This is a genomic window from Geothrix limicola (assembly GCF_030268085.1).
GTDB lineage: Bacteria > Acidobacteriota > Holophagae > Holophagales > Holophagaceae > Geothrix > Geothrix limicola.
Genome location: NZ_BSDE01000006.1, coordinates 234416 through 257568 on the forward strand (window position 1 = coordinate 234416; position 23153 = coordinate 257568).

The following is a 23153-nucleotide window of genomic DNA, read 5'->3' on the forward strand; positions in this document are numbered from 1 at the left end:
CCGACGACGTGGCCTCAATCCCGAGACCACCTTACTTCGTCGCCGCGCCGCCCTTTTCGTGGCAGCCGAGGCAGGTGGCCAGCTTGGGATCGGGGCTGCGCCAGTAGACGCTGTCGCCGCCGAAATCCTTCTGCAGGGCCTCGGGTACCCGGGGCCAGTAGAAGGCGAAGGCCGTGGTGCCGTCGCCCTTGGTCTCCTTCATGTAGAGGGGCCCGGGCTCGGTGCTGGGCTTGCCCTTATCGTCCGTGAAGGTGGACATGACGGCATAGGCGCCCGGCGGCAGGGGCTTGCCGGCCTTGTAGGCGTCAATACCCGAGGCCGTCACCCAGATGCGCCGCCAGCGATCGCCGTGGGCCTTGCTGCGGCTGGGCGCGGTGTCGGCCGGTTCGAGGCTGGCGTAGTCGAGAGCCCGGATGGGCAGGTCGGCCTCGGCGTCATTGCGCTTGGCCGCGTCGGCCTCGGCGGCGGCCTTGTTGGTGGCCTCGTTGCCGAAGACCATGATGCCGCCGAGCTTGCCGCTGAAACCCCAACAGCCCAGCCAGATCACGGCCATGAGCAGCGCGGGCGCGCCCACGCCCCGCTCCCAGAAACGGCGACCGGCGTGGCGGTGATCAGAGCTCGCGTCGGAACTGAAGTTCTGCCGCCAGACTCGCCACAGGAGGAACACGCAGACGCCGCCCACGAGGAAGCCCGAGACCGCCGCCAGGATATGCACCTGGAGGATGCGCTGCAGCACCTGCTTCTCGCTGGCCACCACGGGCAGGTAGCCCGAAGGAGCGATGAGGTTGATCTGGCGCCCCCACACGAGCCCGCTGAACAGGGCCAGGCTGCTGGCCAGCCAGCCGATCCCCGCGAGGAAGAAGGAGGTGCCCGTCAGCACCCGGCCGTGCCGGGCGTTGAAGGAGGCCAGCATGGCCAGGGGCAGCACGGCCACGAGCCCCAGGGGGATGTGGACGAAGGCGGGATGTTCCCGTGCGATGAGCTCGATCAGGGGAGAGGCGATCATAGGAATCCTGGATCAGACCTGATGGCCGGGCTTGGCCCGGACACCAGGTGGGGGTGCACGTGGGGGGACGCAGAGGGCGCTAGCCCGGGCGGTCCCCCCTCGTTCATGTCAGAAGACGCGAGCCACATTGAAACCGATGGACCAGTTCGACGAGGACCGGGGTCCGCCGCCGTAGTCGCCGCTCATCACCTGGTTGGCGGTGGTGCCGCTGGCGTTGGTGCCGACCACGGTGAAGCGGTGCTTGAAGGTCTTGTACGAGAAGCCCGCCGCGAAACCGTTCTGGTACGTGGTGCCATCCGTAATGCCGCCCGGGGCCGCCTTGGCGAGCTTCGAAGGCCGCGGGTAGTACTCGCTGACGAAGGAGAACTTCTCGGTGAAGCCGATGCGCAGGCCGAGGCCCACATTGAACACGCCGCCCCTGTTCGGCGTCGTCTTGGGCGGCTCGCCCGGGGCCGCGATGAGCACGGTGTCAGTGGTCGTCGTCCGCGTGATGTAGGTGGGCACGAGCGAAAAGATGATGTCGTCGGTGATGAAGATCTCGGTGGGCACCTGGAACGCGGCGCCGCTGATGCCCACCTTGCCGAGGGGCGTCAGGGTCTGCTTCACCACCTCGTCGAAGCGCTCGCCTCGCACGGCCATCCGCACCCGCTCTCCGTTCAGGACCTGCTGCTGCAAGCCGACGGTGAAGGTCTTGTTGTCCGCCGTGCGGTAGATGAAGGCGTTCAGCCCGGGCACGGGCTTGATTCCGAAGGTGAGGCCCAGGCCCGCGTAGGTGTAGCCATCCAGGCCGTAGACATCCTTGCCGTGATCCTTCACGGGCTGGATGAAGCGGTGGGTGAAGGCCACGCCAAAGTCCCAGTACTGCATCCGCTCGGCGGAAGGCAGGTTGATCACGAGCGGATACTCGGACGATTCGGCGTGAAGCGCTCCCCCGGCCAGCAGGGCACAGGCGAGCAGGGGAGCGTGTTTCCGTGTCATCGCGGCTCCCGGCCTACTTGGCGGAGAACTTGCGCAGGATGGCGATCATCTTCTCGGCATCCGCCTGGGCCATCTTGTCCTTGAAGGCCGGCATCTTGTCCTTGCCCTCCATGGTGACCTTCACCCAGTCGGCGTCCTTCTTCTTGTTGGCCTTGCGGCTGTCCGTGAAGTCGAAGCCCGCGTCCGGAAGCTGCTTGCCACTGTTGTCGCGGCCGTTGCCGTTGACGCCGTGGCAGCGGGCACAGGCATCCATCCAGTATTTCTGCAGATCGCCGCCCTGGAACTTGGGCAGGTCCTTGGCGGGATCGCCGGCGATCAGGGTGGCCCCGGCGAGAACGAGAGAGGAAAGGAGAATGCGGCGCATGAGGCCTCCGATAGGGGTGGTGAGAGAGCTGGGTAGGACTTAGTTCCAGGTGTTGCCCGAGGTCGTGTGGGTCTGCGAGTGGCAGGTCAGCGCGCAGCCGCCGCGGCCCTGGGTGCTGCTGGTCACGGTGTAGGTGCGTGCGCCGGTGACATTGGGTCCGAACAGGATGGTGTCGCTCGGGTACTGATCCGAAGGCGTGCCGCTGACCCCGCTGACAGCCGTCGTGTCGAGGTACTTGAAGTGGTTCTGGGCCCCGGGCTTGGCCTGGGTCATGTCGTGGCAGTAGTCGCAAGTCTGCTTGTGCTCGGTCGGATTGTTGTGGCGCCCCGTCGGCGCGTTGTACTGCGCCGCACCGACCACGTGGCAGGCGTTGCAGTAGGTCGTGGCGTTCTTGGTGATGGTTCCCGTCTGCCATCCCGGCGTCGTCTGGCCGCCGTGGCAGCTGACGTTGGAGCAGGTGAAGGCCGTGGCGCTGGCCGTCGTGCCCGCGGTGCCAGACTGGGCGTTGAAGGTGGGCACGATGGCCACGGAGGCAGGGCCCGAACTGATGGGCGTGGTCACCCGCTTGTTGGCGTTGCTGTAGTGGGTCTGAGCGGTATCCCCCGGCACGGAGCCCACGTGGCAGGCTTCACAAACTGGATACGCCGAGACCGTCAGCGTGGACGGAAGCGCGGGCGAGGTGCGAGTGAAGGTCGAGAGCGCCAGGTGCTTGGGATGGGCACCCTGCAGGCTGGGCCAGGCGCCGCCCGTGGGCCCCTGGGTACCAAAGCTGGCGCCCACGTGGCAGGACAGGCAGGTGCCGGCGCCCGTGGCCGGGGCCGTGGGATCGGCCAGGGTGTGGCAGATGGAGCAGACGGGCCCGGTCTTGGTGGAAGCGGAGCCGCTCAGGTCATGGCAGTTGATGCATTCGCCGTTGAACTGGGCGAGGGTGAGGGTCTGGTGATGGTTCCCGCCGGTGCTGGTGTCCGTGCTCAGGAAGGGTACCGGATGCGCGACACCCGAACCCTTGGGCGCGGCCCAGTGGTTGGTGGCGGGCACGTGGTTCTGGTTGTGGCAGGTGAGCGCGCAGCCGCCATCCCCTTCGGTGAAGGGCGAGGTCGTCACGTCGTAGGTCGCCGCCCCGGTGATGGGGTAGGTGCTGTTGGTGAGCTTGAACTTGATGGTGCCGCTGGGCAGCTTGTTGGTGCTGCTGACGGCCGGCGTGTTCAGTTCCGCGAAGTGGTTCACGGCGCCGTTGCTGGTGTTCGCGCTGCTCATGTCATGGCAGATGGTGCAGTCGAGCGTGGCGGCGCTGGAGTGGGTGCCCCAGGCGTGGCGGCCGACGGCATCGTTGAACTGGGCGGTGGTGGTGCCCCCGTTGATCGCGTGGCAAAGCGCGCACTGGGAAGTCGAGGTGATGGTGCCGGTCCGCCAGTTGGGCGTCGTCTGGCCCCCGTGGCAGCTCGAGGCCGAGCAGGTCATGGAGGAGGCGTTGAAGCCCGCCGTGCCGCCGCTCTGGGCGTTGTAGGTCGCATCGATGCTCACGGTGGCGGGTCCCGTCGGTACCGTCACCCGGGCGTTGGCGTTGTTGTAGTGGGTGGTGGTGCCGGTGCCCGCATTGGCGTGGCAGGTGTCGCAGCTCAGGGTCGTCGGTAGGCCCATGTGCTTGGCGTGGGCGCCCGCGATGCTGGGGAAGGCCGTGCCCGTGGGGCCGGCGGGAATGCCGCTGGGGCCCGCGTGGCAGGAGAGGCAGGTGCCGGTGCCTGTAGCGGCGACGGTGGGATCCGCCAGGGTGTGGCAGACCGAACAGAGCGGCGCGCCGGCGATGGGCGAGGCGCCCGAATAGGCGTGGCAGGTGGCGCAGTCCGCGGCAAAGGCCGTGGCGGTCACCGTCAGGTGGCCATTGCCCTGCGTATCCGTATTGCCCGCCAGGAAGGGCACGGGATGGGGCGCGCCACTGGAGGTCCACGTGTCGAGCGGCGCGCCGTTGTGGATGTGCGTATGGCAGGTCAGGGCGCAGCTGCCGTTGCCCTGGGTGGCGCTCGTCACGGTGTACGTGCCCGGCGCGGACACGATGGCCGGATCGAAGACGATGGTGCCGCTGGGCAGCTGATCGGCGGGCGTGCCGGTGGCGACGCCATCCACCGCCTGGGTGTTGAGGTACTTGAAGTGAGCCAGGGCGCCGGGTGAGCCGTTGGCCATGTTGTGGCAGGTGGTGCAGGCGATGGCGTTGGCTGGGACGGTGGCGTTGTGGGTGCCGATGCTGTGGCGCCCGAAGGCGTCGTTGTACTGGGTGGTGGTTCCTGCGCTGGCGGCCACGGCGTGGCAGGCGGTGCATTGGGTGCTGGTGTTGAGGGTGCCGCCCTGCCAAGCCGGCGTGGCCTGGCCCCCATGGCAGCTCACGTTGGAGCAGGTGAGCGAGGCCGGCGTGAACGCCGGGTTTCCGCCGGTCTTCGCCGTGAAGGTCGTATCGATCGACACGGAGGCCGGGCCCGCCGGAGTCCCCAGGCGGGCGTTGGCATTGGTGTAGTGGGTGGTCGTGCCCGTGCCGCTGCCCGCGTGGCAGGTGTCGCAGGTGAGGGCCGTGGCGAGGGCCATGTGCTTCGCGTGGGCCCCGGCCTGGCTGGGGAAGGCCGAACCGCCGGGCCCGCTGGGCAGCCCTGAGGCGCCCGTGTGGCAGGAGAGGCAGGTGCCGGCCTGGGTGCCCGCGGCCGTGGGATCGGCCAGCTGGTGGCAGACGTTGCAGAGCGGAGCCGAGGCCAAGGGCGCCGTACCGGAATAGGCGTGGCAGGTGGCGCAGTCCGAGGCGAAGGCCGCCGCGGTGACCGTCAGGTGGCCGTTCGCCTTGGAATCGGTCTGCCCGGCCAGGAAGGGCACGGGGTGCGGCGCGGTGTTGGTCCCGTGGCAGAGGGTCGCGTTGTAGCAGCCCGGCTGGGTACCCGCCGGGGCCGGCGTGGCGGGATGTCCCGCGGGGTTGTTGGGTGAACCGGCATAGTGGCACTGCGCGCAGACGGCGGCGTTGGAGGGATCGGTCGTGCTGTGCGTGTAGGCGGATCCGCCGGAACTGCGCCACGGCTTGGGCGGGTGCGGCGCGCTCACGCCGTGGCAGCTGCTGCAGGCATTGGCGGAAGCGCCGCCCGTGAAGTCCTTGGCGTGGCAGATCTGGCAGGAGACGAGGCTGCCGCCCGTGGTGGCGTCGGCGGCCATCTTGGCGCGCACGCCGTGAATGGCGGGATCGGCGAATCCCGGCGTGGCCTGGTGATGACAGCCCGTCGTCATGCAGGTGGGCACGCCACTGCCCACCTTCAGGATGGAGATCTCATGGCAGCGGCGGCACGCGTCGATGCCCGCCACCGCTTGGCCCGCGTGGGCATTGATCCAGCCCGCAGGGTGGTAGTCGCCGTAATACTGCGCGGGACTGGAAGCCGCCTTCCCGCTTCCGCAGCCCGTGAAAGCGAAGGCCGCGAACAAGGCCACGGCCATCGCACCGAGGAGTCCCGATAGCCCGTTTCGATTCCAAGACCTGTTCATGGCGACACCCGGTAAGACATGCGGCAGCGAAACCTTCGCTGCCAGGTAAGAACGGGAAGAAAACGACGGATTTACCCTTTGTCATCGGTTTGCAACGGAAAAACTGAAGTCTGGGAAGGCCTTTTGTCTCATCTTCAAAAAAGCCAAGAAGGATGAGGCATCGAGGATGCCTTCGCGAAACCAACGGGCTCAAACAAGTGAGTGACCCAAGTATCACGCGTTCGCCACGCCTTGCCCATATCCTGATTGGAATCTTATTGTTAGATCTTTCGGACTAATCCCTTTCCATTGCTCCGGGAACGGCGATGGCCTAATCTGCAGCTTCCATGCGCGCACGAGTGGCAAGCAAACGCCCTTCCCCCTGGGGATTCCTGAGAGGCCTGGTCATCGTCCTGTCATGGCTGGGAGGTTCCGTCACGGCTTCCGCCCTGGATCCGGCGCGACCCCTCGCCACCCTGGCCCAGCACACCTGGCGCAGCGAGGACGGCCTGCTCCAGGACACGGCCTCGGCCCTGCTCGAATCACGGGACGGCTTCCTGTGGATCGGCACCGGGGCGGGCCTGGTCCGCTTCGATGGCGCGACCTTCGATCATTATTCCCGCCTCAACCTGCCGGGCTTCGAACACAACGCCGTCCAGGGCCTGGCCGAAGGGGCCGACGGCGCCCTCTGGATCGGCACCTCCGAACCGGGTCTCTACCGCCTGGTCCACGGCGAGATCCGCGTGTTCGGCGTGGCCGAAGGCCTGCCCGGGCACCCTATCCTGCGCCTGCTCCGGGACCGCAATGGCACCCTGTGGGCCGCGCCCACCGAGGGCCCCCTGCTGCGCTTCGACGGCACCCGGTTCCAGTCCGTGCCTTCGGATGCCGTCCACCTGCGCATCCGCGCCCTGGCCACGGATGCCGATGGCACCCTCTGGGCGGGCACGGCCGGATCAGGCCTCTGGCGCCTCCGGGAGGGCCGGCTCGTGCTCGCCGCCCTGACGGCGGCGGACATCACGGCCGTGGAAACCCCCAAGGAGGGCGGCATCCTCGTGGGAACCCGCTCCCAGGGCCTGCTCACGTTATCCGATGGCCGGCTGGAACCGCCCGCCTGGGCGCGGAGCCTCCCACGAAAGGCCGTCAGTTCCCTGCTGTTGGATCGGGAGGGCAGTCTCTGGGTCGGCCTCGAACAGGGCGGGCTGTTCCGCCGCAATCCTGAGGGACGTTGGGAAGCTTCGCCCAGAGGCCGCGCCGCGCCGCGAACGCCGCTCGCCTTGCTGGAGGACAGTTCGGGCGCCCTCTGGTCCGGCAGCGAGGAGCGCGGCCTGGAGGTCCTGTTCCCGGTGCCCTTCCAGGCCATGCCCATCCTCGGCGCCGATCCCGAGGAACCCGCGCGCATGGTCTGCCAGGACACCGAAGGCACCGTGTGGTGTCTCACCGGAAACCAGAGCCTGGGCCGGGTGCGGGACGGGCGTCTCGAACGGATGCGGCCCGCGAATCCCGGCGCTCCGATCACGTCCATCTGGCCCCGGGCCGCCGGCGGCCTGTGGGTGGGAACCCAGAACGGCGAGCTGCACGTGCTGGAGCAGGGGCGCTTCCGGCGCTTCCGACCGGCGGATGGGCTCAGCACCGACGCGATCCTTTCGCTTTACGAAGCTCCCGATCAGATCCTGTGGGTGGCCACCTCGCGGCGCGGCCTCCTCAAACTGGCCCCGGGCGCGGCGCCTCTCCTGTTTCCCGCGGTCTCCGGCGTGCTGGCCCTGGCGGGAGGCGGTCCGGACCCCCTGTACCTGGCGAGCCGGACCCAGGGCCTGGGCCTGCTCGAAGAGGGCCAGATCCGCTGGCTGGGGCGGGCCGAAGGCCTGGGGTCCAGCGGCGTCCTCTCGCTTCATCTGGATCGGAACGGCTCCCTTTGGATCGGGACCGTCGATGGCCTGCGGCGCTACGGGAACGGCCAGTTCCAGACCTTCGGCGAGGGTCTCGGCCCCCTGCGCCTGGCCATCCACGCCATCCTCGAAGACACCGCCCACCGCCTGTGGCTGAGCACGGTCCAGGGCGTGTACCAGATCCCCCGCGACGTCCTCCTGAACGGTCTCGATCAGCCGGGCGCCATGCCCGCCGTCGTCTTCGATCACCACGACGGCATGCCCTCCCGGGAAACCGCCGGGGGCGCCCAGCCCGCCGCCTGGCTCGTCCGCGAGGGGGATCTGTACTTCCCCACCACCCGGGGCCTGGCGCGCCTGGATGGCCGAGCCGCCGCGCCCCAGGGACCGCCGCTGCGCCTCCATTTCCTGAAGGCCGAAAGCGATGAGACCGTGCTCCCGGACCTGCGCCCCATCCGCGTTCCGGCGGGCACCCACCGCTTCGAGGTCTACTACACCGCCACCTCCCTGACGCGGGCCGACAAGGTCCGCTTCCGCTACCGGCTCGAGGGCTGGGAACGCACCTGGAACGACGTGGGGGATCGCCGCTTCTCCGCCTACTCCAACCTTCCCCCGGGCTCGTACCGCTTCGTGCTGCAGGCCTGGCGTCTCGACGAGGCCGGCTCCGCCCAGGAAGGCGCCATCGATGTCATCGTCCAGCCCTTCCTCTACCAGCGCCCCGTCTTCTGGGTCCTCTGCGGCCTGGTCATCCTCGCCTTCGGAGGCTGGCTGCACCACCTCCGGCTGCAGCAGCTGGAGGCGCGGTCGGCGGTGCTGTCGGAGCGGAATCGCATGGCCCGCGAGATCCACGATCACCTGGCCCAGGGCTTCACCGGCGTGCTGCTCCAGCTGGAGGCCGCCGAGGCCAAGCTGGCCCGCCTGCAGGGGGACGCGACGCCTGTGCTCACGCGCATCGAGCATGCACGCAACCTGGCCGTCAGCAGCCTGCAGGAGGCCCGGCGCTCCGTCATGGCCCTCCGTCCCCGCAAACCCGAAGGGACCGACCTCCTGGGCGCCATCCGCCTGCTCTCGGATCGGCTGCTGGCGGGCACGGACATCCAGGTGGAGTTGGCGGTCACGGGCCAGCCGCGGCGCCTCCGCGAACGCCTCGAGGAAGAGCTTCTGCGCATGGCCCAGGAACTGCTCACCAATGCCCTGCGCCACGGCAAGGCACGCTGGGTGCGCGCGGTGCTGCAGTTCGAGCCCCACCAGGTGAGCCTCAGCGTCGAGGACGACGGCAAGGGCTTCGATCCCTCGGCCGACGTGGCAGGCTACGGCATGCGCAGCATCCGCGAGGGCATCAAGCAGCTGCGTGGCCGCCTGGATATCGACACCAGCCAAGGCCTCGGTTCCCGCATTACCATCACCCTGCCCACCCGGAGGTGGCGACCATGACCACAAACCCATCCGACCGCATCCGACTCCTCATCGTGGATGACCACCCGGTGGTGCGCGACGGCCTCGTATCCATCCTTCACGAAGGCGAGCCCGACCTCGAAGTGGTGGGCGAGGCCGGGGACGGCAAGGAGGCCGTGGAAGCCTGGCGGAACCTGCGACCCACCGTCGTCATCATGGATCTTCAGCTGCCGGGCCAGACCGGCGTGGAGGCCATCCAGGCCATCCGCCGCGAGGATCCCGAGGCCGCCATCCTCGTGCTGACCACCTTCGACGGCGACGCGGACATCCAGCGGGCCCTGGAGGCCGGGGCCCGCGGCTACCTGCTCAAGAGCGTGCGCCGGGCCATCCTCATCGAGGCCGTGCGCGCCGTGGCCTCGGGCCAGCGCTACCTGCCTCCCGCCACCGCAGCCCGCTTGCTGGAGGGCATCGAGGCCGAGCGGCTGACCCCCCGCGAACTCGACGTCTTGAAGCTGCTCGCCGAAGGGCAGCGCAACCGCGAGATCGCCGACATCCTCGGCCTGGCCGAACCCACGGTGAAGATCCACGTGAACAACCTGCTGCGGAAGCTCCAGGCCAAGGACCGCACCGAGGCCGCCGTCATCGCCTTCAAGCGCGGGCTCATCCACCTGCCCAACTGATTCGCCCTTGCGCGCAGAGGCCTCCAAAAAAACATCCGCTCCAGCGAACCAATGAAGGCGGGCCCGCGTTCTTCTCCCTAGGCGCGGACCAGCGGCGCCGCATTCCCTGGAGGTTCCATGACGTCCCTGCGATCCCTCGCCGCCCTCCGGCCGGCGGGGTGGCTCTTCCTCGCCCAGGCGGGCCTGCTGCTCGCCACTACCGCGCAAGCCCATGCGCAAACAACGCCGACCCGCGCGCAAAGCGCGCCGGCTCCGCCTTCGGCGCTGCGGCGATGGTGGCATTCCCTCGGCCGCCCCGGCATCTACATCACCTCGGATGACCACGGCACCCGCCTGATGGAATCCGGCGGCGGCGGTCCCGAACGCGTCTACCACCTGTGGAAGGACACCGCGGGCGGAAGCCACGAAAGCTACTGGGAGAACGGCGTGGCCAAACCCGTGGACCAGGCGGTGCAGCAGTGGGCCCAGGCGCGGATCCGGGAATCCCAAGCGGTCCCGCCGCCTCCGACACCCCCGGCTCCTCCAACGCCTCCGGATCCCCCGGCACCACCCGCTCCTCCCGCACCGCCGCCGCCCAGGGCCTTCGCGCCCGGGGAGGCCGGTGAAACCGCCTTCCGCCAGGCGCTGGGCGATGCCCGCCTGCGAGCCTTGCTGGGCGACCCCGTGGTGCTCTCCCCAGAGGCGAAGGGATCCTTCCAGGCTTGGGGAGTCGGCGAACCGAAGGGGTGGATGCATCACACGCTCCACGCGGGCGCGGCGGCGGATCTCACGTTGCGACTCTCCGGCCCCAAGGGCACGGCCCACCTGCATGTGAAGGGCGAGCGCCGAGGCGAGGGCCAGGGCAGGACCTGGACCTTCTCCGTGCTGGACCTGCAGCCCGACAACTGCCCGGACACGCTGAACCTGCTCAAACCCTAGCATCCCCGCGCCCTGCGCGCCGGGCCTTCCCCCCCACTGCCACCTCCACGGGTGGTCCACCTTCCATACCCTTTTTGGAGTCCCCATGGCCCTCCGCCACCTTCTCGTTCCCGCCGCCCTCGTCGCGGCCCTCCACCCCGCCGCCCAGGCCCACGGACGCGGCCCCTCCACGCCCGAAGAACGCGCCCACGTACTGAAGCTGGCCGCGGACGCCGACAAGGATCCCCTCGCCGCCATGGCCGCCGAAGGCCGCTGGTTCGACAAATGGGTCGACGAGGTGCCCGACATCATGTTCGGAGGCGAGGCCCCGGCCCGGTGGTGCGAAGGCGCCGCCAAGGGTGACCTGCGCAAGGTGCTCCGGTTCCAGTACCAGCTCAGTGGCATCGCCTACCAGATCGAACACCAGCTCCTCGAACCCAAGACGCTCGAGCACAAGCTCGCCATCCATCAAGCCGCGCTGGAAGGCGTGCTTCGCGCCTATGAAACCCTGCGATCCAAGGCGCCCGAGAACCGCTCCGAGAAGATGGAAGAAGCGCTGGCCCTGCGCGCCAAGGGAGAGTTGCCCGCCTTCGTGAAGTCGCTCTTCGCCGCCAGGCGCTGAGCGCCACCTCGCGGCGCGACCGAAGCTCCCGTTCACTCTTTCGACCCAGGATTCCCATGTCCCTTCACGCCGCCCTGCCCTTCTGTTTGGCCTCCACCCTCCTGGTGGCTCAGGCCCCCGCCCAGCCGGAGGGTGCTGCGCCCGCGCGGCTGATCCAGGAGATCGGAACCCGTTCCGAACTGATGGCGAACCTCGAAGCACTCTGCGATGACATCGGCCCGCGACTCACGGGATCCCCATCCCTGCGGAAGGCCCAGGCCTGGGCCATGGCCAAGCTCCGGGCCTACGGCGCCACGAACGTCCACGAAGAAACCTACGACCTGGGCCGGCCCTGGCACCGCGGGGTGGCCCAGGCCCGGCTGCTCAACGCCAATGGGCTCTCCCTCGACGTCGCTCAGGTGGGCTGGACCGAAGGCACGAAGGGCGTCCTCCGCGCCGACGTCGCGCTGCTGAACGTGAAGACCCTCGCGGAGTTCAGGGCCCAGGCCCCGCGACTAGCCGGCAAGGTGGTGCTCGTCCTCTCCCGCCCGCGGGCCGCGAACGAGGGGCGGGAGGACGTGAAGGCCTACGAGGCCGAACTCGCCAAGGCCTGGCGCGAGGCCCGCATCGCCCTGGCCCTCCTGCCCTCCCGGAAGGATTACGGCCTCCAGGACATGGCCGGCGGTCCCAGCTTCTTCTATCAGGCCCGCGCGGCCTTCATCACGCGGGAGCACGCGAACCTGCTCCAGCGCCTGGTGGCCCGGGGTCTCACGCCTCGCGTGGAGGCGGAACTGGGCGGCGGCTTCGGCCACACGCGCGTCCAGGCCAGCAACGTCGTGGCGGACCTCCCGGGCACCGATCATCCCGAGGAGGTGGTGATCCTGGGCGCCCATCAGGATTCCTGGGATCTCGGTTCCGGCGCCACCGACAACGGCACGGGCACCGTGGTGGCCCTGGAGGTGCTGCGGGCCCTGCACGCCGCGAACCTGCGGCCCAGGCGCACCCTGCGGGTGGTGCTCTTCTCCGGCGAGGAGCAGGACCTGCTGGGCAGTCGCGCCTACGTAGCGCGCCACGCGGCGGACCTTTCGAAGATCCAGGCCGTGCTCATCGAGGACAGCGGATCGGGCCGCATCAGCGGGTTTCCCGACATGAAGGTGGAGGCCTGGTACGCCCCCCTCGTCGCGGCCCTGGCGCCCGCCAAAAGCCTCGGCGCCACGGAGGTGCCCTACGGCATCATCGGCGGCAGTGACCAGACCGCCTTTTTCGAACGCGGCATCCCCGCCTTCGCCCCCATTCAGGATCCGCTGGACTACGCCTCCCACACCCAGCACAGCCAGGTCGATGCCTTCGACCATGTGGTGAAGGAGGACCTCGTCCAGGGGGCCCAGGTCATGGCCGTCACCGCCTGGGGCCTCCTCCAATGCGAGCGGCTTCCCCATCAGGCGCCGAAGGCGGAGCCCTGAAGGGCCGCGCGAAAATCCTGGCTCGCCTCAGCGCCGGAAGGTGAAGAACACGGCGCCCACGAGGCAGAGCCCGGCCCAGAGGTGGTTGAGGTGCAGGCGCTCACGCATCCAGGCCACGGTGAACACGGCGAAGACGAGCAGGGTCACCACCTCCTGGATCACCTTGAGCTGGGGCAGGCTGAAGCGGCCGTATCCCACGCGGTTCGCGGGAACCATCAGGCAGTACTCGAAGAAGGCGATGCCCCAGCTCGCCAGGATGGCCAGCCAGAGCGGGCTGTCTCGGTGGTGCTTCAGGTGCCCGTACCAGGCGAAGGTCATGAAGATATTGCTGAGAACGAGCAGGACGACCGTTCGCACCTTCAGGCCTCCAGCGCCTTCTGGACCTTGGCGATCAGGTCCCGGGGCCCATAGGGTTTCTGCAGGAAACCCCTCAGACCCTTGCCCCGGAAGCGGCCCATGGCCTCGGTTTCGTTATATCCGGAGCTGAGGATCACCCGGAGTTCCGGCTGGTGTGCGCGCATTTCCCGGAAGGCCTCTTCGCCGCCCATGTGGGGCATGGTCATGTCGAGCAGCACGAGGCTGATGGCCCCGCCCTGCGCCTGCACCAGGTCCACCGCCACGCGCCCATCGTGCGCATCCAGCACGTGGAAACCCTTGAGCTCCAGGGCCTGCCGCGCCACGGCGCGCACGGTCTCGTCGTCATCCACCACCAGCACGGTGCCCTTGCCGGCCCAGGCGGGCTCGGGCGCCGGCGCGACCTGCGCCTCCGAGCAGGCGCCCCGGGCCGGGAGGAACACCCGGAAGGTCGTGCCCTGGCCCGGCTCTGAATCCACGCGTAGCGCGCCGCGATGGCCGCGGACGATGCCCATGATGGCCGAGAGGCCGAGGCCACGTCCCGTGAACTTGGTGGTGAAGAAGGGTTCGAAGATCCGGCACAGCGTGTCGGCGTCCATGCCACAGCCCGAGTCCGCCACTTCCAGGGACACGAAGAGGCCCGGAGCCATGTCCTGGCCCACGAGCATCCGGCCCATGGCCGTCGCGTCGAGGTACTGGGCGCCCGTGGCCAACGTGATGGTGCCCGAAACCTCGCCGATGGCCTCGGCGGCATTGATCACCAGGTTCATGATCACCTGCTGGATCTGGGAGGCGTCCGCGGACACGGCCGGAAGCCCCTGCTGCAGGTCCAGGCGCAGCAGCACCGTCTTCGGGAGGCTGACCTCTAGCAGGTGCAGCATCTCCTCCACCTGGGCGGTGAGGTCCAGGTGCTTGACGATGAACTGCCCGCGGCCCGAATAGGCGAGCATCTGCCGGGTGAGGTCCGCGGCCCGCTGGCCGGCCTTCTGGATGGCCTCCAGATTCTTCCGGATCGGATGCAGCGGATTCAGCTGCTCCAGGGCCAGGCCGGCATGCCCCAACACGCCCATGAGCAGGTTGTTGAAATCGTGGGCGATGCCTCCCGCCAGCACGCCCAGGCTTTCCATTTTCTGCGCCTGGAAGAGCTGCCTTTCGAGCGCCACACGCTCGGCCTCGGCCCGCTTCTGGGCCGTGAGATCCCGCACGATGGCATGGATGATGGGCTGGTCGCCGTGCTCCAGCCGGGTGAGGTCCACCTGGCAGACGGCCTCCCTCGCCTCGGCACACAGGAAGGTCCACTCGAAGCGCTGGTGCACACCCGAAAGGGCCGCCTCCATGTGTCGCGCGCAACCGCTGACGCTGAATTCGCCGTCGGGCTGGTGCTCCGGCGTCAGGATCGACATCGGCGCGGCGAGCAGCGCGCCGCGCTCCAGGCCGAACAGCTCCACCGCCGCGGCATTCACATCCGCGATGCGGCCTTCCGACACCAGCAGGATGGGATCGGGCGACTGTTCGAAAAGCAGGCGGAAGCGGGCCTCCTCGGCTTCCAGCGCGGCGCGGGCATGGACGCGGTTCATCACGAGCCCTGCGGCCTCGGCGAGGCTTTCCAGCGCTTCGAAGCGGTCGTCGGAGACGTGGACGTGCCCCTGGGCACCGAAGGAACCGCCGCTGAGGCTACCGACCACCTGGCCTTCATGGACCAGGGGCAGGCCGACCAAGGTGCGGAAGGGCCAGAGCTCCTGATCGGGCAGGTCCGGATGCCCCTCGCAACGGGGGATGTGGATGCAGCGATGCTTCAGGTGCACGCCTTCGACCATCGGGCTGTCGTGGACCGAGATCGGGCGGCGGATCTCCTCGGCCGTGCCGTAGGCTTCCAGTCCCGGCGTCCAGTGGGTGGTGCTCGTCGTGCGGGAGGCGACATCGAAGCGGTTGAACCACCACTCGGGCAGGGGCGCGAGTTTCGCGGCCCAGCGGAAGAGGCAGGCCACCAGCGCATCCTCGTCGGGGGCTCCGGCCAGCTCCTTCACGGCGGCGGCCAGGTTCCGGGCCAGCCCCGCCGAGGCCTCAAGGCGGGCCTCGGCCTGGATGCGCTCCAACGCCAGGGCGGCGATGCGCGTCAGGTTCTGCAGGCTCGCGAACTGGGATTCCCGGGGCGCGATGGGCGTTTCGTCCTGGAATCCCACGCCGAAGAGCACGCCCGTGATGCGGCCCTCGAAGACGAGGGGCGCGCCCAGCAGGCTGCGCACCCCGTAGGTTGCCGTGACGGAGGGCTGCACCATGTCCGGCGAGGCGACGGCATCGGCCACGAAGCAGAGACGGCGATGATCGCAGACTTCGCGTGCGAAGCCCGTGTCGGCGATGGGGAAGCCCAGCCCCTGGATCTTCGACCCGAGCCGCTCCCGCAGGGAGGGGCTCCAGTCCGACAGCGTCATCATGCGCTGCGCTTCCTCCGGTTCGATGCGGCCCAGGAACCAGTGGGGACCCGGCAGGATGGCCGCCGCCCGGCCCATCAACACCTGGAAGACCTCCTCCCGCGTCCGCGTGAGGCTGAGAGCATAGATTCCTTCGGCCAGGTGGCGCTGGTGGCCCGCGCTTTCCATGAGGCGGTCGAGCACCAGCTTCTCGCCGCTGTGATCGCGCCCCCAGATCAGCAGCCGATCGCCGACCTCGGTGCGCAGGCCCACCACGGTCATGCGAATGGGGAGTTCGCTGCCGTCCTCGTGCAGCCAGATCCCGGCCTCGGAGGCCTCACCGGGCCGATCGAAGGCGTCGCGAAACCAGGCCCGGGCCTGGGAGGGCGGCAGGTCGTGGCGGAGTCGCTCGATCGCGAAGTCTTCCAGATCTTCCGGCCCCAGGCCGAGGCAATCCATGAACCGCTCGTCGGCCCGCAGCAGCCGGCCTTCCCCGTCCATCACGCAGAAGGCCAGCGAAGCCCGCTCCAGGAGGCCGATGATGGCCTCCACCGTGACCTGGCTCAAAAGCCCGGTCGCTGAGGGCGAAGAGGAAAAGGCGTCCAAAGGATTCCGGTCGAGCGGCAGGGGCCTTCAGGACTGTATCAGGGGGCCGTGGTCGACCTCAGCGGGCAATTTCTACGGCCCTGAGCTCACGCATGACCGTGACCTTGATCTGGCCGGGATACTGCATTTCCGACTCGATGCGGCGGGAGACGTCCTTGGCGAGCCAGTAGGCCTGGTCATCGTTCACCGAGCCGGCGTCCACGAGGATGCGGATCTCGCGGCCCGCCTGCATGGCGAAGCTCTTCTGCACGCCCTTGTAGCTGTTGGCTATGCCCTCGAGCTGCTCGAGGCGCTTGACGTAGGTCTCCAGCATTTCGCGGCGGGCACCGGGGCGCGCGGCGCTGAGCGCGTCGGCGGCGGTGATGAGCATGGCCTCCACGGTGCGGGGCTCGAAGTCGCCGTGGTGGCAGCTCATGGCGTGGATGACCTCTTCCTTCTCGCCGTAGCGCTGCATGAGCTGCATGCCGATCTCGATGTGGGTGCCTTCCACCTCGCGGTCGATGGCCTTGCCGATGTCGTGGAAGAGGCCGGCGCGCCGCGCCAGGCGGGCATCCGCGCCCATCTCGCCGGCCATGTACTCGGCGATCCGGGCTACTTCCTTCGTGTGCTCCAGCACGTTCTGGCCGTACGAGGTGCGGTAGTTCAGGCGGCCCACCAGCTTGTGCAGCTTGGGGTGCACGTCGGGGAAGCCCAGCTCGATGCAGGCGGCCTCGCCGATCTCCTTGAGGTGCTGGTCCATGTCCACCTTGACCTTCTCCACCACCTCCTCGATGCGCGCGGGGTGGATGCGACCGTCGGCCAGCAGCTTGAGAATGGCCTGGCGGGCCACTTCGCGGCGGATCGGATCGAAGCTCGATACGACGATGCTCTCCGGCGTGTCGTCTACGATGAGGTCGCAGCCCGTGGCCTTTTCGAGGGCGCGGATGTTGCGGCCCTCCCGGCCGATGATGCGGCCCTTGAGGTCATCGCTGGGCAGCTGGACCGAACTGACGGCCTGTTCGGCCACCACGTCCGAAGCCACGCGCTGGATGGCGGCGCCGATGGTCCAACGGGCCTTCTTGTTCGCCTCCTCGAGCGCCTCGTCCTCGATGCGGCGCACGGTCTTGGCGGCTTCCATCTTGGCGCTGTATTCCAGCTGGGAGATCAGTTCCTTCTTGGCGTCGTCGCGGGTGAGGCCAGCGATCTCCTCCAGGCGCTTGGCCTGGGCTTCGACCAGCTGCTTCGCTTCGGCCTGCTGAGCCTCCAGCCTTTCCAGCTCCGCCTTGCGCTTTTCGGACAGGGTCTCCAGATCCTTGGCCTTCTGATCGACTTGCTGAGTCTTCTTGTCGAGCCCCTCTTCCTTGGTCTGGAGGCGCTGCTCCTGCTTCTCCAGGTTCTTCTGGCGCTCGGTCAGGAGCTTCTCGGCTTCCTGCCGGGCCTGGAGGGCCTGTTCCTTGGCCTTGAGTTCGGACTCCTTGCGGACGGATTCGGCGTCATGGGCACTGCGCTCCACCACCCGCTGGGCCTCGCGCTTGGCCTCCTCCAGCAGGCGCTCCCGCTCGGCCTTGATATCGGCCTCGGCCTTGGCCTGGGCCTGGGAGGCCTCCACCGTCGCCTTCTGGGCCCGCAGGGCCATGAGCAGACCCACGCCGGCGGCGGCGAAGAAGAGGATGAGGAAGATCCAACTGATCAAATTCACGGGCGACTCCTGGGAAGAGGATCCAAAGAGCCACCAGCACCCGATTGAAAAAATCCCCGCTCAGTCGTGGAGGCGTGCCGAGTTCCCTAGCTGGTAGGGGGGAATCCAGAAACCCTGGCTAAGGCGCGCCGTCGCGCGGAACGCACAGGTCAGGGGGAAGGACTCCCAAGTCGACTTACGGAACAAGCGCTTGGCCATAATCACGGGCCTCGCAGGGAAATTTAGTCTCCATCCTCGTCAAGCAGCGGCACGGGGGCGGAAGGTTCGTCCGGAACATCGCTCAGAAGCTTCGAAAGGGTCTGTTCCAGGTTATGGGTGTGCTGGTTGGCTTCCTGTTCCAGGCGCGCCACACGGTGCGCCAGGTTCAGGGCGCCCATCAGGTACCAGGACGGTGTGTCGAGGCCCTTCGGGACGCTCCCCCATCTTAGCTGGCATTGGGAGTCCATGTCCTGAAAGGTCTCCTCCAGAATCCGCAGCGCCGCCGTCAGGGTCTCGGGACGGTCGGTCTGGATCTGCAGGGACCGGCCCTGGACCGTCACGGTGACCGGCTTGGTGCCGGGCAGCGGAACCGGAGGCCTCATCCCAGGGCCTCCAGGGCCCGCAGGATGGAAGCCACCTGCTCCTTCACCGCCTCGCGGTCTTTTTCCAGGGCGGTCTTTTCAGCCACGGCCTCTTCGAGGCGGGCGCGCAGGGACTGGAGCTCCTGATCGCCCACGGCCCCAGCCGCCTTCAGAGCGTCCAGCTCTTCCTTCAGCTGGTTCCGCTGCTGGACCAGGGCCTGCATCTTGGATTCGAGTTGTTTCAGAAGGTCCATGATTTCCCCTACCTGCCCATCTTAAGCCCGAAGTCCCTGTGCTCGGAGTTCAGGCTCGTAGCCCCGCGCTCGTAGCCTTAGGCCCGTAGTTTGGCCCCGAGGGATTCCGCCGCAGCCAGGGCCGAGGCCACCCAGCCGTCGACCTCCTCGCCCACGAGGGTGCGATCCGCCTGGAAGCGCATGCGCATCAGCCAGGCCTGGCGTCCCTCGGGCAGGTTCTTGTGCCGGAACACGTCCACGCAGCGCAGGTCCTGGAGGCAGTCGCCGGGGAGGGCAGCCGCCATGGCCCCATGCAGGGCCTCATACGAATGATCCAGATCCACCAGCAACGACAGATCCCGCTCCACGGACGGGAAGCGGCTGAAGGCCCGGAAGCTGGGAATGATGCGGTCCTGCGGCAGCGGCAAGTCCGCCACCGCCACCTCGATGCCGAAGAGGCCTTCACCCAGCCGGTGCACGGGGGGTCGCGCGGGCAGGTTCAGGTCCTTGGCCAGGCCCGTGAGATCGGCCTCGAGCACGGCGCGGGCCGGGCTGAGGTAGTCCTCGCCACCCAGGATGCCGCCCCAGACCACGGCCAGGGTGGCCCGCTCCACCGGGCCGGCAGGCGAACTTACGTAGGCAGGGGCCAGTTCGAAGAGCCGCACCTGGCGGGCGCCCTGGCGGAGGTTCTGCTCCGCCGTCGCCTGAAGGCTGGGCAGCAGCGAACCGCGCAGGACGGAATACTCGTAGCCCAGCGGATTGGCCAGCGTGCGGCCCTCAACCGGGTTGGCGGGGCCGGAGAAGGGTGCATCCACTTCGGGGCTGATAAAGCCATAGGTCACGGTCTGGTGGAAGCCCAGCTGGGCCAGGCGGCGGGCCACACGCTGCTTCTGCAGGTAGGCCGGCGCCAGGTGTTCGGGCGGACCTTCCAGCGGGGGCAGCGTCGAGGGGATATGCTCATAACCGCGAAGCCGGAGCACTTCCTCGGCCAGATCCTCGGGAATGGTCAGGTCGTGCCGCCAGGAGGGCGGGACCGCCCGCAGGCCCTGCGCGTCGCGCGCGACCTGGCAACCGAGGCGGACCAGGGAGGCCTCCGCCAGGTCCAGGCCGAGGGCTTCCCCGGCGATGCGATTCAGTAATCCTTCGCTCAGGGGGATCGGCGACTGAGCCTGGGGGACAGCTCCGGCGGTCCAGGCACCTTGGAGCTTGGCGCCGCACCAGGCCTGCAGACGCGCCACGAGGAGATCGCGGGCGACCCGCGCCATGGCGGGGTCGGCGCCGCGGCCGAAGCGGTGCGAGGCATCCGTGTGCAGGCTGTGCCGCCGCGCCATCGCGCGAACGGTCTTGGGGTCGAACCAGGCGCTTTCCAGCAGCACACGCCGCGTCTCCGCCGTCACCTTGGTCGAGTCGCCGCCCATGACGCCCGCCAGGGCGATGGGGCCCGACTCATCCGCGATGACCAGGTCCTGCGACGTGAGCGTGCGCGTCAGGCCGTCCAGGGTCACGAGCGTCTCCTGGGCCTGGGCCCAGCGCACGCGGAGCGCGCCCCGGATCTTGTCCGCATCAAAGGCGTGGGTCGGGTGTCCGTACCGAAGCAGGAGCTCGTTGGACGCGTCCACGGCCGCGAGGCGCTTGGGCGTGGCCTCCATGCAGCGCAGGAAGTGCTGGGCCGCCTCGGGGGTCTCGCCTCCTCCCAGCTCGAGGATGGCCGTCGCGTAGATCGGGCAGGCCGGCGATTCGAGGCGCACCTCGACCAGTGCCGCGCCTTCGTTCACGCCTTCATCGGGAAGAGGCGTCAGAGGCTGCTGCAGCTTGGCGGCCACCTCCCGGGCCATGCCGCGGTGGGACATGGCGTCGCCGCGGTTGGCCGTGATGTCGACGTCCAGCACGTCCGTGCCTTCGGTGGTGGAGACGCCATCCACGGGAAAGCCGAGGGCCGCGAGGATCTCGCAGAGCTGGCGCGTCTCCTGACCTGCGACGGCCGGGATCTCCTGGGCGAGGGATTGTCGTTCGATGAGCATCAGTCCAGCCCTCCCATGGCCTGCAGGAATCTCTGATCGTTCTCGAAGAACAGCCGCAGATCCGGGGTCTGGCTCAGCATCATGGCCATGCGCTCGACGCCCATGCCGAAGGCCCAGCCGGACCATTCCGCCGGATCGATGCCGGCGTAGGCCAGCACGTTCGGATGGATGAGGCCCGCGCCGAGGATCTCGACCCAGCCGGATCCCTTGCACACGCGGCAGCCCTTGGCGGCGCAGAGGGGGCAGCTCACGTCGACTTCGCAACCGGGTTCCACGAAGGGGAAGTACGAAGGCCGCAGGCGGATCTCCGTGTGCGGGCCGAAGAGCGCGCGCAGCGCATATTCCAGCGTGCCCTTGAGGTGCTGCATGCCGATACCGTGGCCCACGAGCATGCCCTCCACCTGGTGGAACATGGGGCTGTGGGTGGGATCGATCTCATCCTTGCGGTAGACGCGGCCGGGGGCGAGGAAGCGGATGCCGCCACGCTTCGCGAGCTCCGGCGCCACGCGCAGCAGCGTGCGCACCTGCACGGGACTGGTGTGCGTGCGGAGCAGCAGCTCCGGGTGCGCGGCGAGGTAGAAGGTGTCCGAGCTGGCCTTGGCCGGATGGTCTTCGGGGATGTTCAGGCCGTCGAAATTGTGGGCTTCGGTTTCGACTTCGGGGCCTTCCTCCACGTGGAAGCCCAGAGGGCGAAAGACGTCCACCAGGCGGTCCATGAGGCGGTTCAGCGGATGGAGCGCACCGCGCACGGGAACGGGCGGGGGCAGGGTGGGATCCCACTGCGAGGCCTGGGCGGCGCGGGTCTTCTTCGCGGTCTCCAGCTCGGCCTGGCGGGCCTTCAGGCCCTCCTCCCACTGCTGCTTGAGAGCGTTGATGGCGGCCCCCAGGTCGCGCTTCTGCTCCTTCGGCGCCGTCTTGAGCAGGTCCATCAGCCGCGCGGCGTGGCTGCCTTCGCGGCCGATGTAGGCGCCCTTGAGACGCAGCAGGGCATCCAGGTCCCCGCAGGCCGCGAGGGCCTCCGGGAAGGCGCCGCCCGCCTCGATGATTTCCGTGGGAAGCAGTTGATCCATGAATCCCTCAGGCAAGTGTCTCTAAACAAGGAAAGGCCGCTCACGCGGCCTTTCGGGTGTCTGCGATGTGCTGCGTTCGCGATCAGCCCTTGGCCACGGCCACGAGCTTGGTAAACGCTTCGGGATTGCGCACGGCGAGATCCGCGAGGATCTTGCGGTCCAGATCCACGGAGGCCTTCTTCAGGCCGCCCATGAACTTGGAGTAGCTGGTGCCGTTCTGCGAGCAGGCGGCGCTGATGCGCACCACCCAGAGGCGGCGGAAATCACGCTTCTTGACCTTGCGGTCGCGGTAGGCGTAGCCGAGGGCCTTTTCGACCGCTTCCTTGGCGGAACGATACAGACGGGACTTGGCGCCGTAGAAGCCCTTGGCGAACTTCATCATGCGCTTGCGGCGCTGGGCACGCTTAAAACCACGTTTTACGCGAGTCATCTTGCTTCCTTTCCTCGAGGCAGCTCGAAAGAGCGTTTGAAGGCCTCATCGGGGGTGGCGTCGGCCACCAGGTTGAACTGGCGATTCTAGATTCGCCAGTGGGGAGAACCAAGCACCGAGCGGGCTACGCCAGCGAGGTGCGTGGGGGTCCGGGGGTGTGCGCGCAAGCGCGGGACCCCCGGAGGAACTTCACGCGTAGGGGAGCATCGCCGCGACGGCCTTCTGATCGGCCTTCGCCACCATGCCGCCCATGTCCAGCTGACGCTTCCGCTTGGCGGTCTTCTTCGTCAGGATGTGGCGCTGGTGCGAGCAGCCGCGCTTGAACTTGCCGCCGGCGGTCTTCTTGAAGCGCTTCTGGGCGCCCTTGTGGGTCTTGATCTTGTAACCGCTCATGGATTCCTCGCTAGATTTGAGCTTCTGTGGCTGGAGTTTCGGGTTTGGGCGCCTTGGGCTTCTTCGGTGCCTTGGGGACTTCAATGATCCGCGGGGCGAGGATGGCGTGCATGTCGCGACCATCAATGCCGGCACCCTTTTCCACGATAGCCTTGTCGCCGACGCGCTGGATGACTTCCTCGATGATCCGGTAGCCGATGTCGCGATGGACGACTTCACGTCCGCGGAACATGACCACCACTTTGACTTTGTCTTCTTCCTCCAGGAACCGCAGGATGTGCTTCACTTTGAAATCGAAGTCGTGGTCATCGGTCTTGGGGCGGAACTTCACTTCCTTGACCACGATGTTTTTCTGTTTCGCCCGGGCCGCGTGTTCCCGCTTCGCTTCCATGAACTTGTACTTGCCGTAGTCCATGATTCGGCAGACAGGCGGCTGTGCGTTTCCGGCCACTTCCACCAAGTCGAGTCCGCGTTCTTCAGCGATCCGGATGGCCTGGTGAGGAGGCATCACGCCAAGCTGTTCGCCATCTTCGGAGATGACGCGGACCTCTTGGGCCCGGATGCCGTCGTTGATGCGGGTCTCGTTCGGACGAATGGTTCCTCCCCTAGTTACACAAGGACAAAAAGTCTAACACTTGAAA

At 68.1% G+C, this 23153-nt stretch carries 19 protein-coding genes; 5 read left to right on the top strand and 14 right to left on the bottom strand.

Annotated features, from left to right (window positions below):
- Positions 1-31: 31 nt before the first annotated feature.
- From QSJ34_RS15305 to QSJ34_RS15320, 4 genes are all read right to left on the bottom strand, one after another.
- Positions 32-1006: a hypothetical protein gene (locus QSJ34_RS15305; protein ID WP_285576860.1), complete on the bottom strand. Its 975-nt coding sequence runs from the start codon at positions 1004-1006 to the stop codon at positions 32-34.
- 108 nt (positions 1007-1114) lie between these two features.
- Positions 1115-1984 carry a DUF5777 family beta-barrel protein gene (locus tag QSJ34_RS15310; RefSeq protein WP_285576862.1) on the bottom strand — a complete coding sequence of 290 codons (870 nt, stop codon included), beginning with the start codon at positions 1982-1984 and terminating at the stop codon, positions 1115-1117.
- Positions 1985-1997: 13 nt separating this feature from the next.
- The gene (locus QSJ34_RS15315) at positions 1998-2348 is read right to left on the bottom strand and encodes a c-type cytochrome (RefSeq protein ID WP_285576864.1); all 351 of its coding nucleotides are present in this window, start codon (positions 2346-2348) and stop codon (positions 1998-2000) included.
- Between the two features lie 39 nt (positions 2349-2387).
- Entirely contained in the window at positions 2388-5810 is a 3423-nt protein-coding gene (locus QSJ34_RS15320; RefSeq protein ID WP_285576865.1) for a CxxxxCH/CxxCH domain c-type cytochrome, read from the bottom strand.
- Between the two features lie 374 nt (positions 5811-6184).
- Between QSJ34_RS15320 and QSJ34_RS15325 the strand changes: the two genes are divergently transcribed.
- The 5 genes from QSJ34_RS15325 (at position 6185) to QSJ34_RS15345 (ending at position 12756) form a co-directional block, all read left to right on the top strand.
- Positions 6185-9154 (top strand): ligand-binding sensor domain-containing protein, encoded by a 2970-nt coding sequence (locus tag QSJ34_RS15325; protein ID WP_285576867.1) that lies wholly within the window; start codon positions 6185-6187, stop codon positions 9152-9154.
- Entirely contained in the window at positions 9151-9795 is a 645-nt protein-coding gene (locus QSJ34_RS15330; RefSeq protein WP_285576870.1) for a response regulator, read from the top strand. Before QSJ34_RS15325 ends, QSJ34_RS15330 begins: the two co-directional genes overlap by 4 nt.
- A gap of 117 nt (positions 9796-9912) precedes the next feature.
- Positions 9913-10713, top strand: coding sequence for a Coa1/Tim21 domain-containing protein (locus tag QSJ34_RS15335; protein WP_285576873.1), 801 nt, complete (start codon positions 9913-9915; stop codon positions 10711-10713).
- Between the two features lie 85 nt (positions 10714-10798).
- On the top strand, positions 10799-11314 hold the full coding sequence (locus QSJ34_RS15340; RefSeq protein ID WP_285576875.1) for a hypothetical protein: 516 nt from the start codon (positions 10799-10801) through the stop codon (positions 11312-11314).
- 56 nt (positions 11315-11370) lie between these two features.
- A complete protein-coding gene (locus QSJ34_RS15345; protein WP_285576877.1) occupies positions 11371-12756 on the top strand; it encodes a M20/M25/M40 family metallo-hydrolase in 1386 nt (461 codons plus the stop codon).
- Positions 12757-12783: 27 nt separating this feature from the next.
- Here QSJ34_RS15345 and QSJ34_RS15350 read toward each other — a convergent pair whose 3' ends face one another.
- The 10 genes from QSJ34_RS15350 to infC all read right to left on the bottom strand — a co-directional run bounded on the left by QSJ34_RS15350 (position 12784) and on the right by infC (position 23107).
- Positions 12784-13113, bottom strand: a complete 330-nt coding sequence (locus QSJ34_RS15350; protein ID WP_285576880.1) for a DMT family protein — start codon at positions 13111-13113, stop codon at positions 12784-12786.
- 2 nt (positions 13114-13115) lie between these two features.
- Positions 13116-16088 (bottom strand): hybrid sensor histidine kinase/response regulator, encoded by a 2973-nt coding sequence (locus tag QSJ34_RS15355; RefSeq protein ID WP_285576882.1) that lies wholly within the window; start codon positions 16086-16088, stop codon positions 13116-13118.
- A 97-nt stretch (positions 16089-16185) separates the two neighbouring features.
- Entirely contained in the window at positions 16186-17742 is a 1557-nt protein-coding gene (gene rny / locus QSJ34_RS15360) for a ribonuclease Y (protein ID WP_420798866.1), read from the bottom strand.
- A gap of 284 nt (positions 17743-18026) precedes the next feature.
- Complete coding sequence (locus QSJ34_RS15365; protein WP_285576887.1) at positions 18027-18386, bottom strand: cell division protein ZapA; 360 nt, start codon at positions 18384-18386, stop codon at positions 18027-18029.
- The gene (gene zapB, locus QSJ34_RS15370) at positions 18383-18619 is read right to left on the bottom strand and encodes a cell division protein ZapB (RefSeq protein ID WP_285576889.1); all 237 of its coding nucleotides are present in this window, start codon (positions 18617-18619) and stop codon (positions 18383-18385) included. Before zapB ends, QSJ34_RS15365 begins: the two co-directional genes overlap by 4 nt.
- Before the next feature lie 77 nt (positions 18620-18696).
- Positions 18697-20619, bottom strand: a complete 1923-nt coding sequence (locus QSJ34_RS15375; protein WP_285576891.1) for a phenylalanine--tRNA ligase subunit beta — start codon at positions 20617-20619, stop codon at positions 18697-18699.
- The gene (gene pheS, locus QSJ34_RS15380; RefSeq protein ID WP_285576894.1) at positions 20619-21689 is read right to left on the bottom strand and encodes a phenylalanine--tRNA ligase subunit alpha; all 1071 of its coding nucleotides are present in this window, start codon (positions 21687-21689) and stop codon (positions 20619-20621) included. Before pheS ends, QSJ34_RS15375 begins: the two co-directional genes overlap by 1 nt.
- 82 nt (positions 21690-21771) lie before the next feature.
- Positions 21772-22119 (bottom strand): 50S ribosomal protein L20, encoded by a 348-nt coding sequence (gene rplT, locus QSJ34_RS15385; protein WP_285576896.1) that lies wholly within the window; start codon positions 22117-22119, stop codon positions 21772-21774.
- 189 nt (positions 22120-22308) lie between these two features.
- Positions 22309-22512 (bottom strand): 50S ribosomal protein L35, encoded by a 204-nt coding sequence (rpmI, locus tag QSJ34_RS15390; protein WP_243303127.1) that lies wholly within the window; start codon positions 22510-22512, stop codon positions 22309-22311.
- 10 nt (positions 22513-22522) lie between these two features.
- Complete coding sequence (gene infC, locus QSJ34_RS15395; protein ID WP_309568732.1) at positions 22523-23107, bottom strand: translation initiation factor IF-3; 585 nt, start codon at positions 23105-23107, stop codon at positions 22523-22525.
- Positions 23108-23153: the final 46 nt, after the last annotated feature.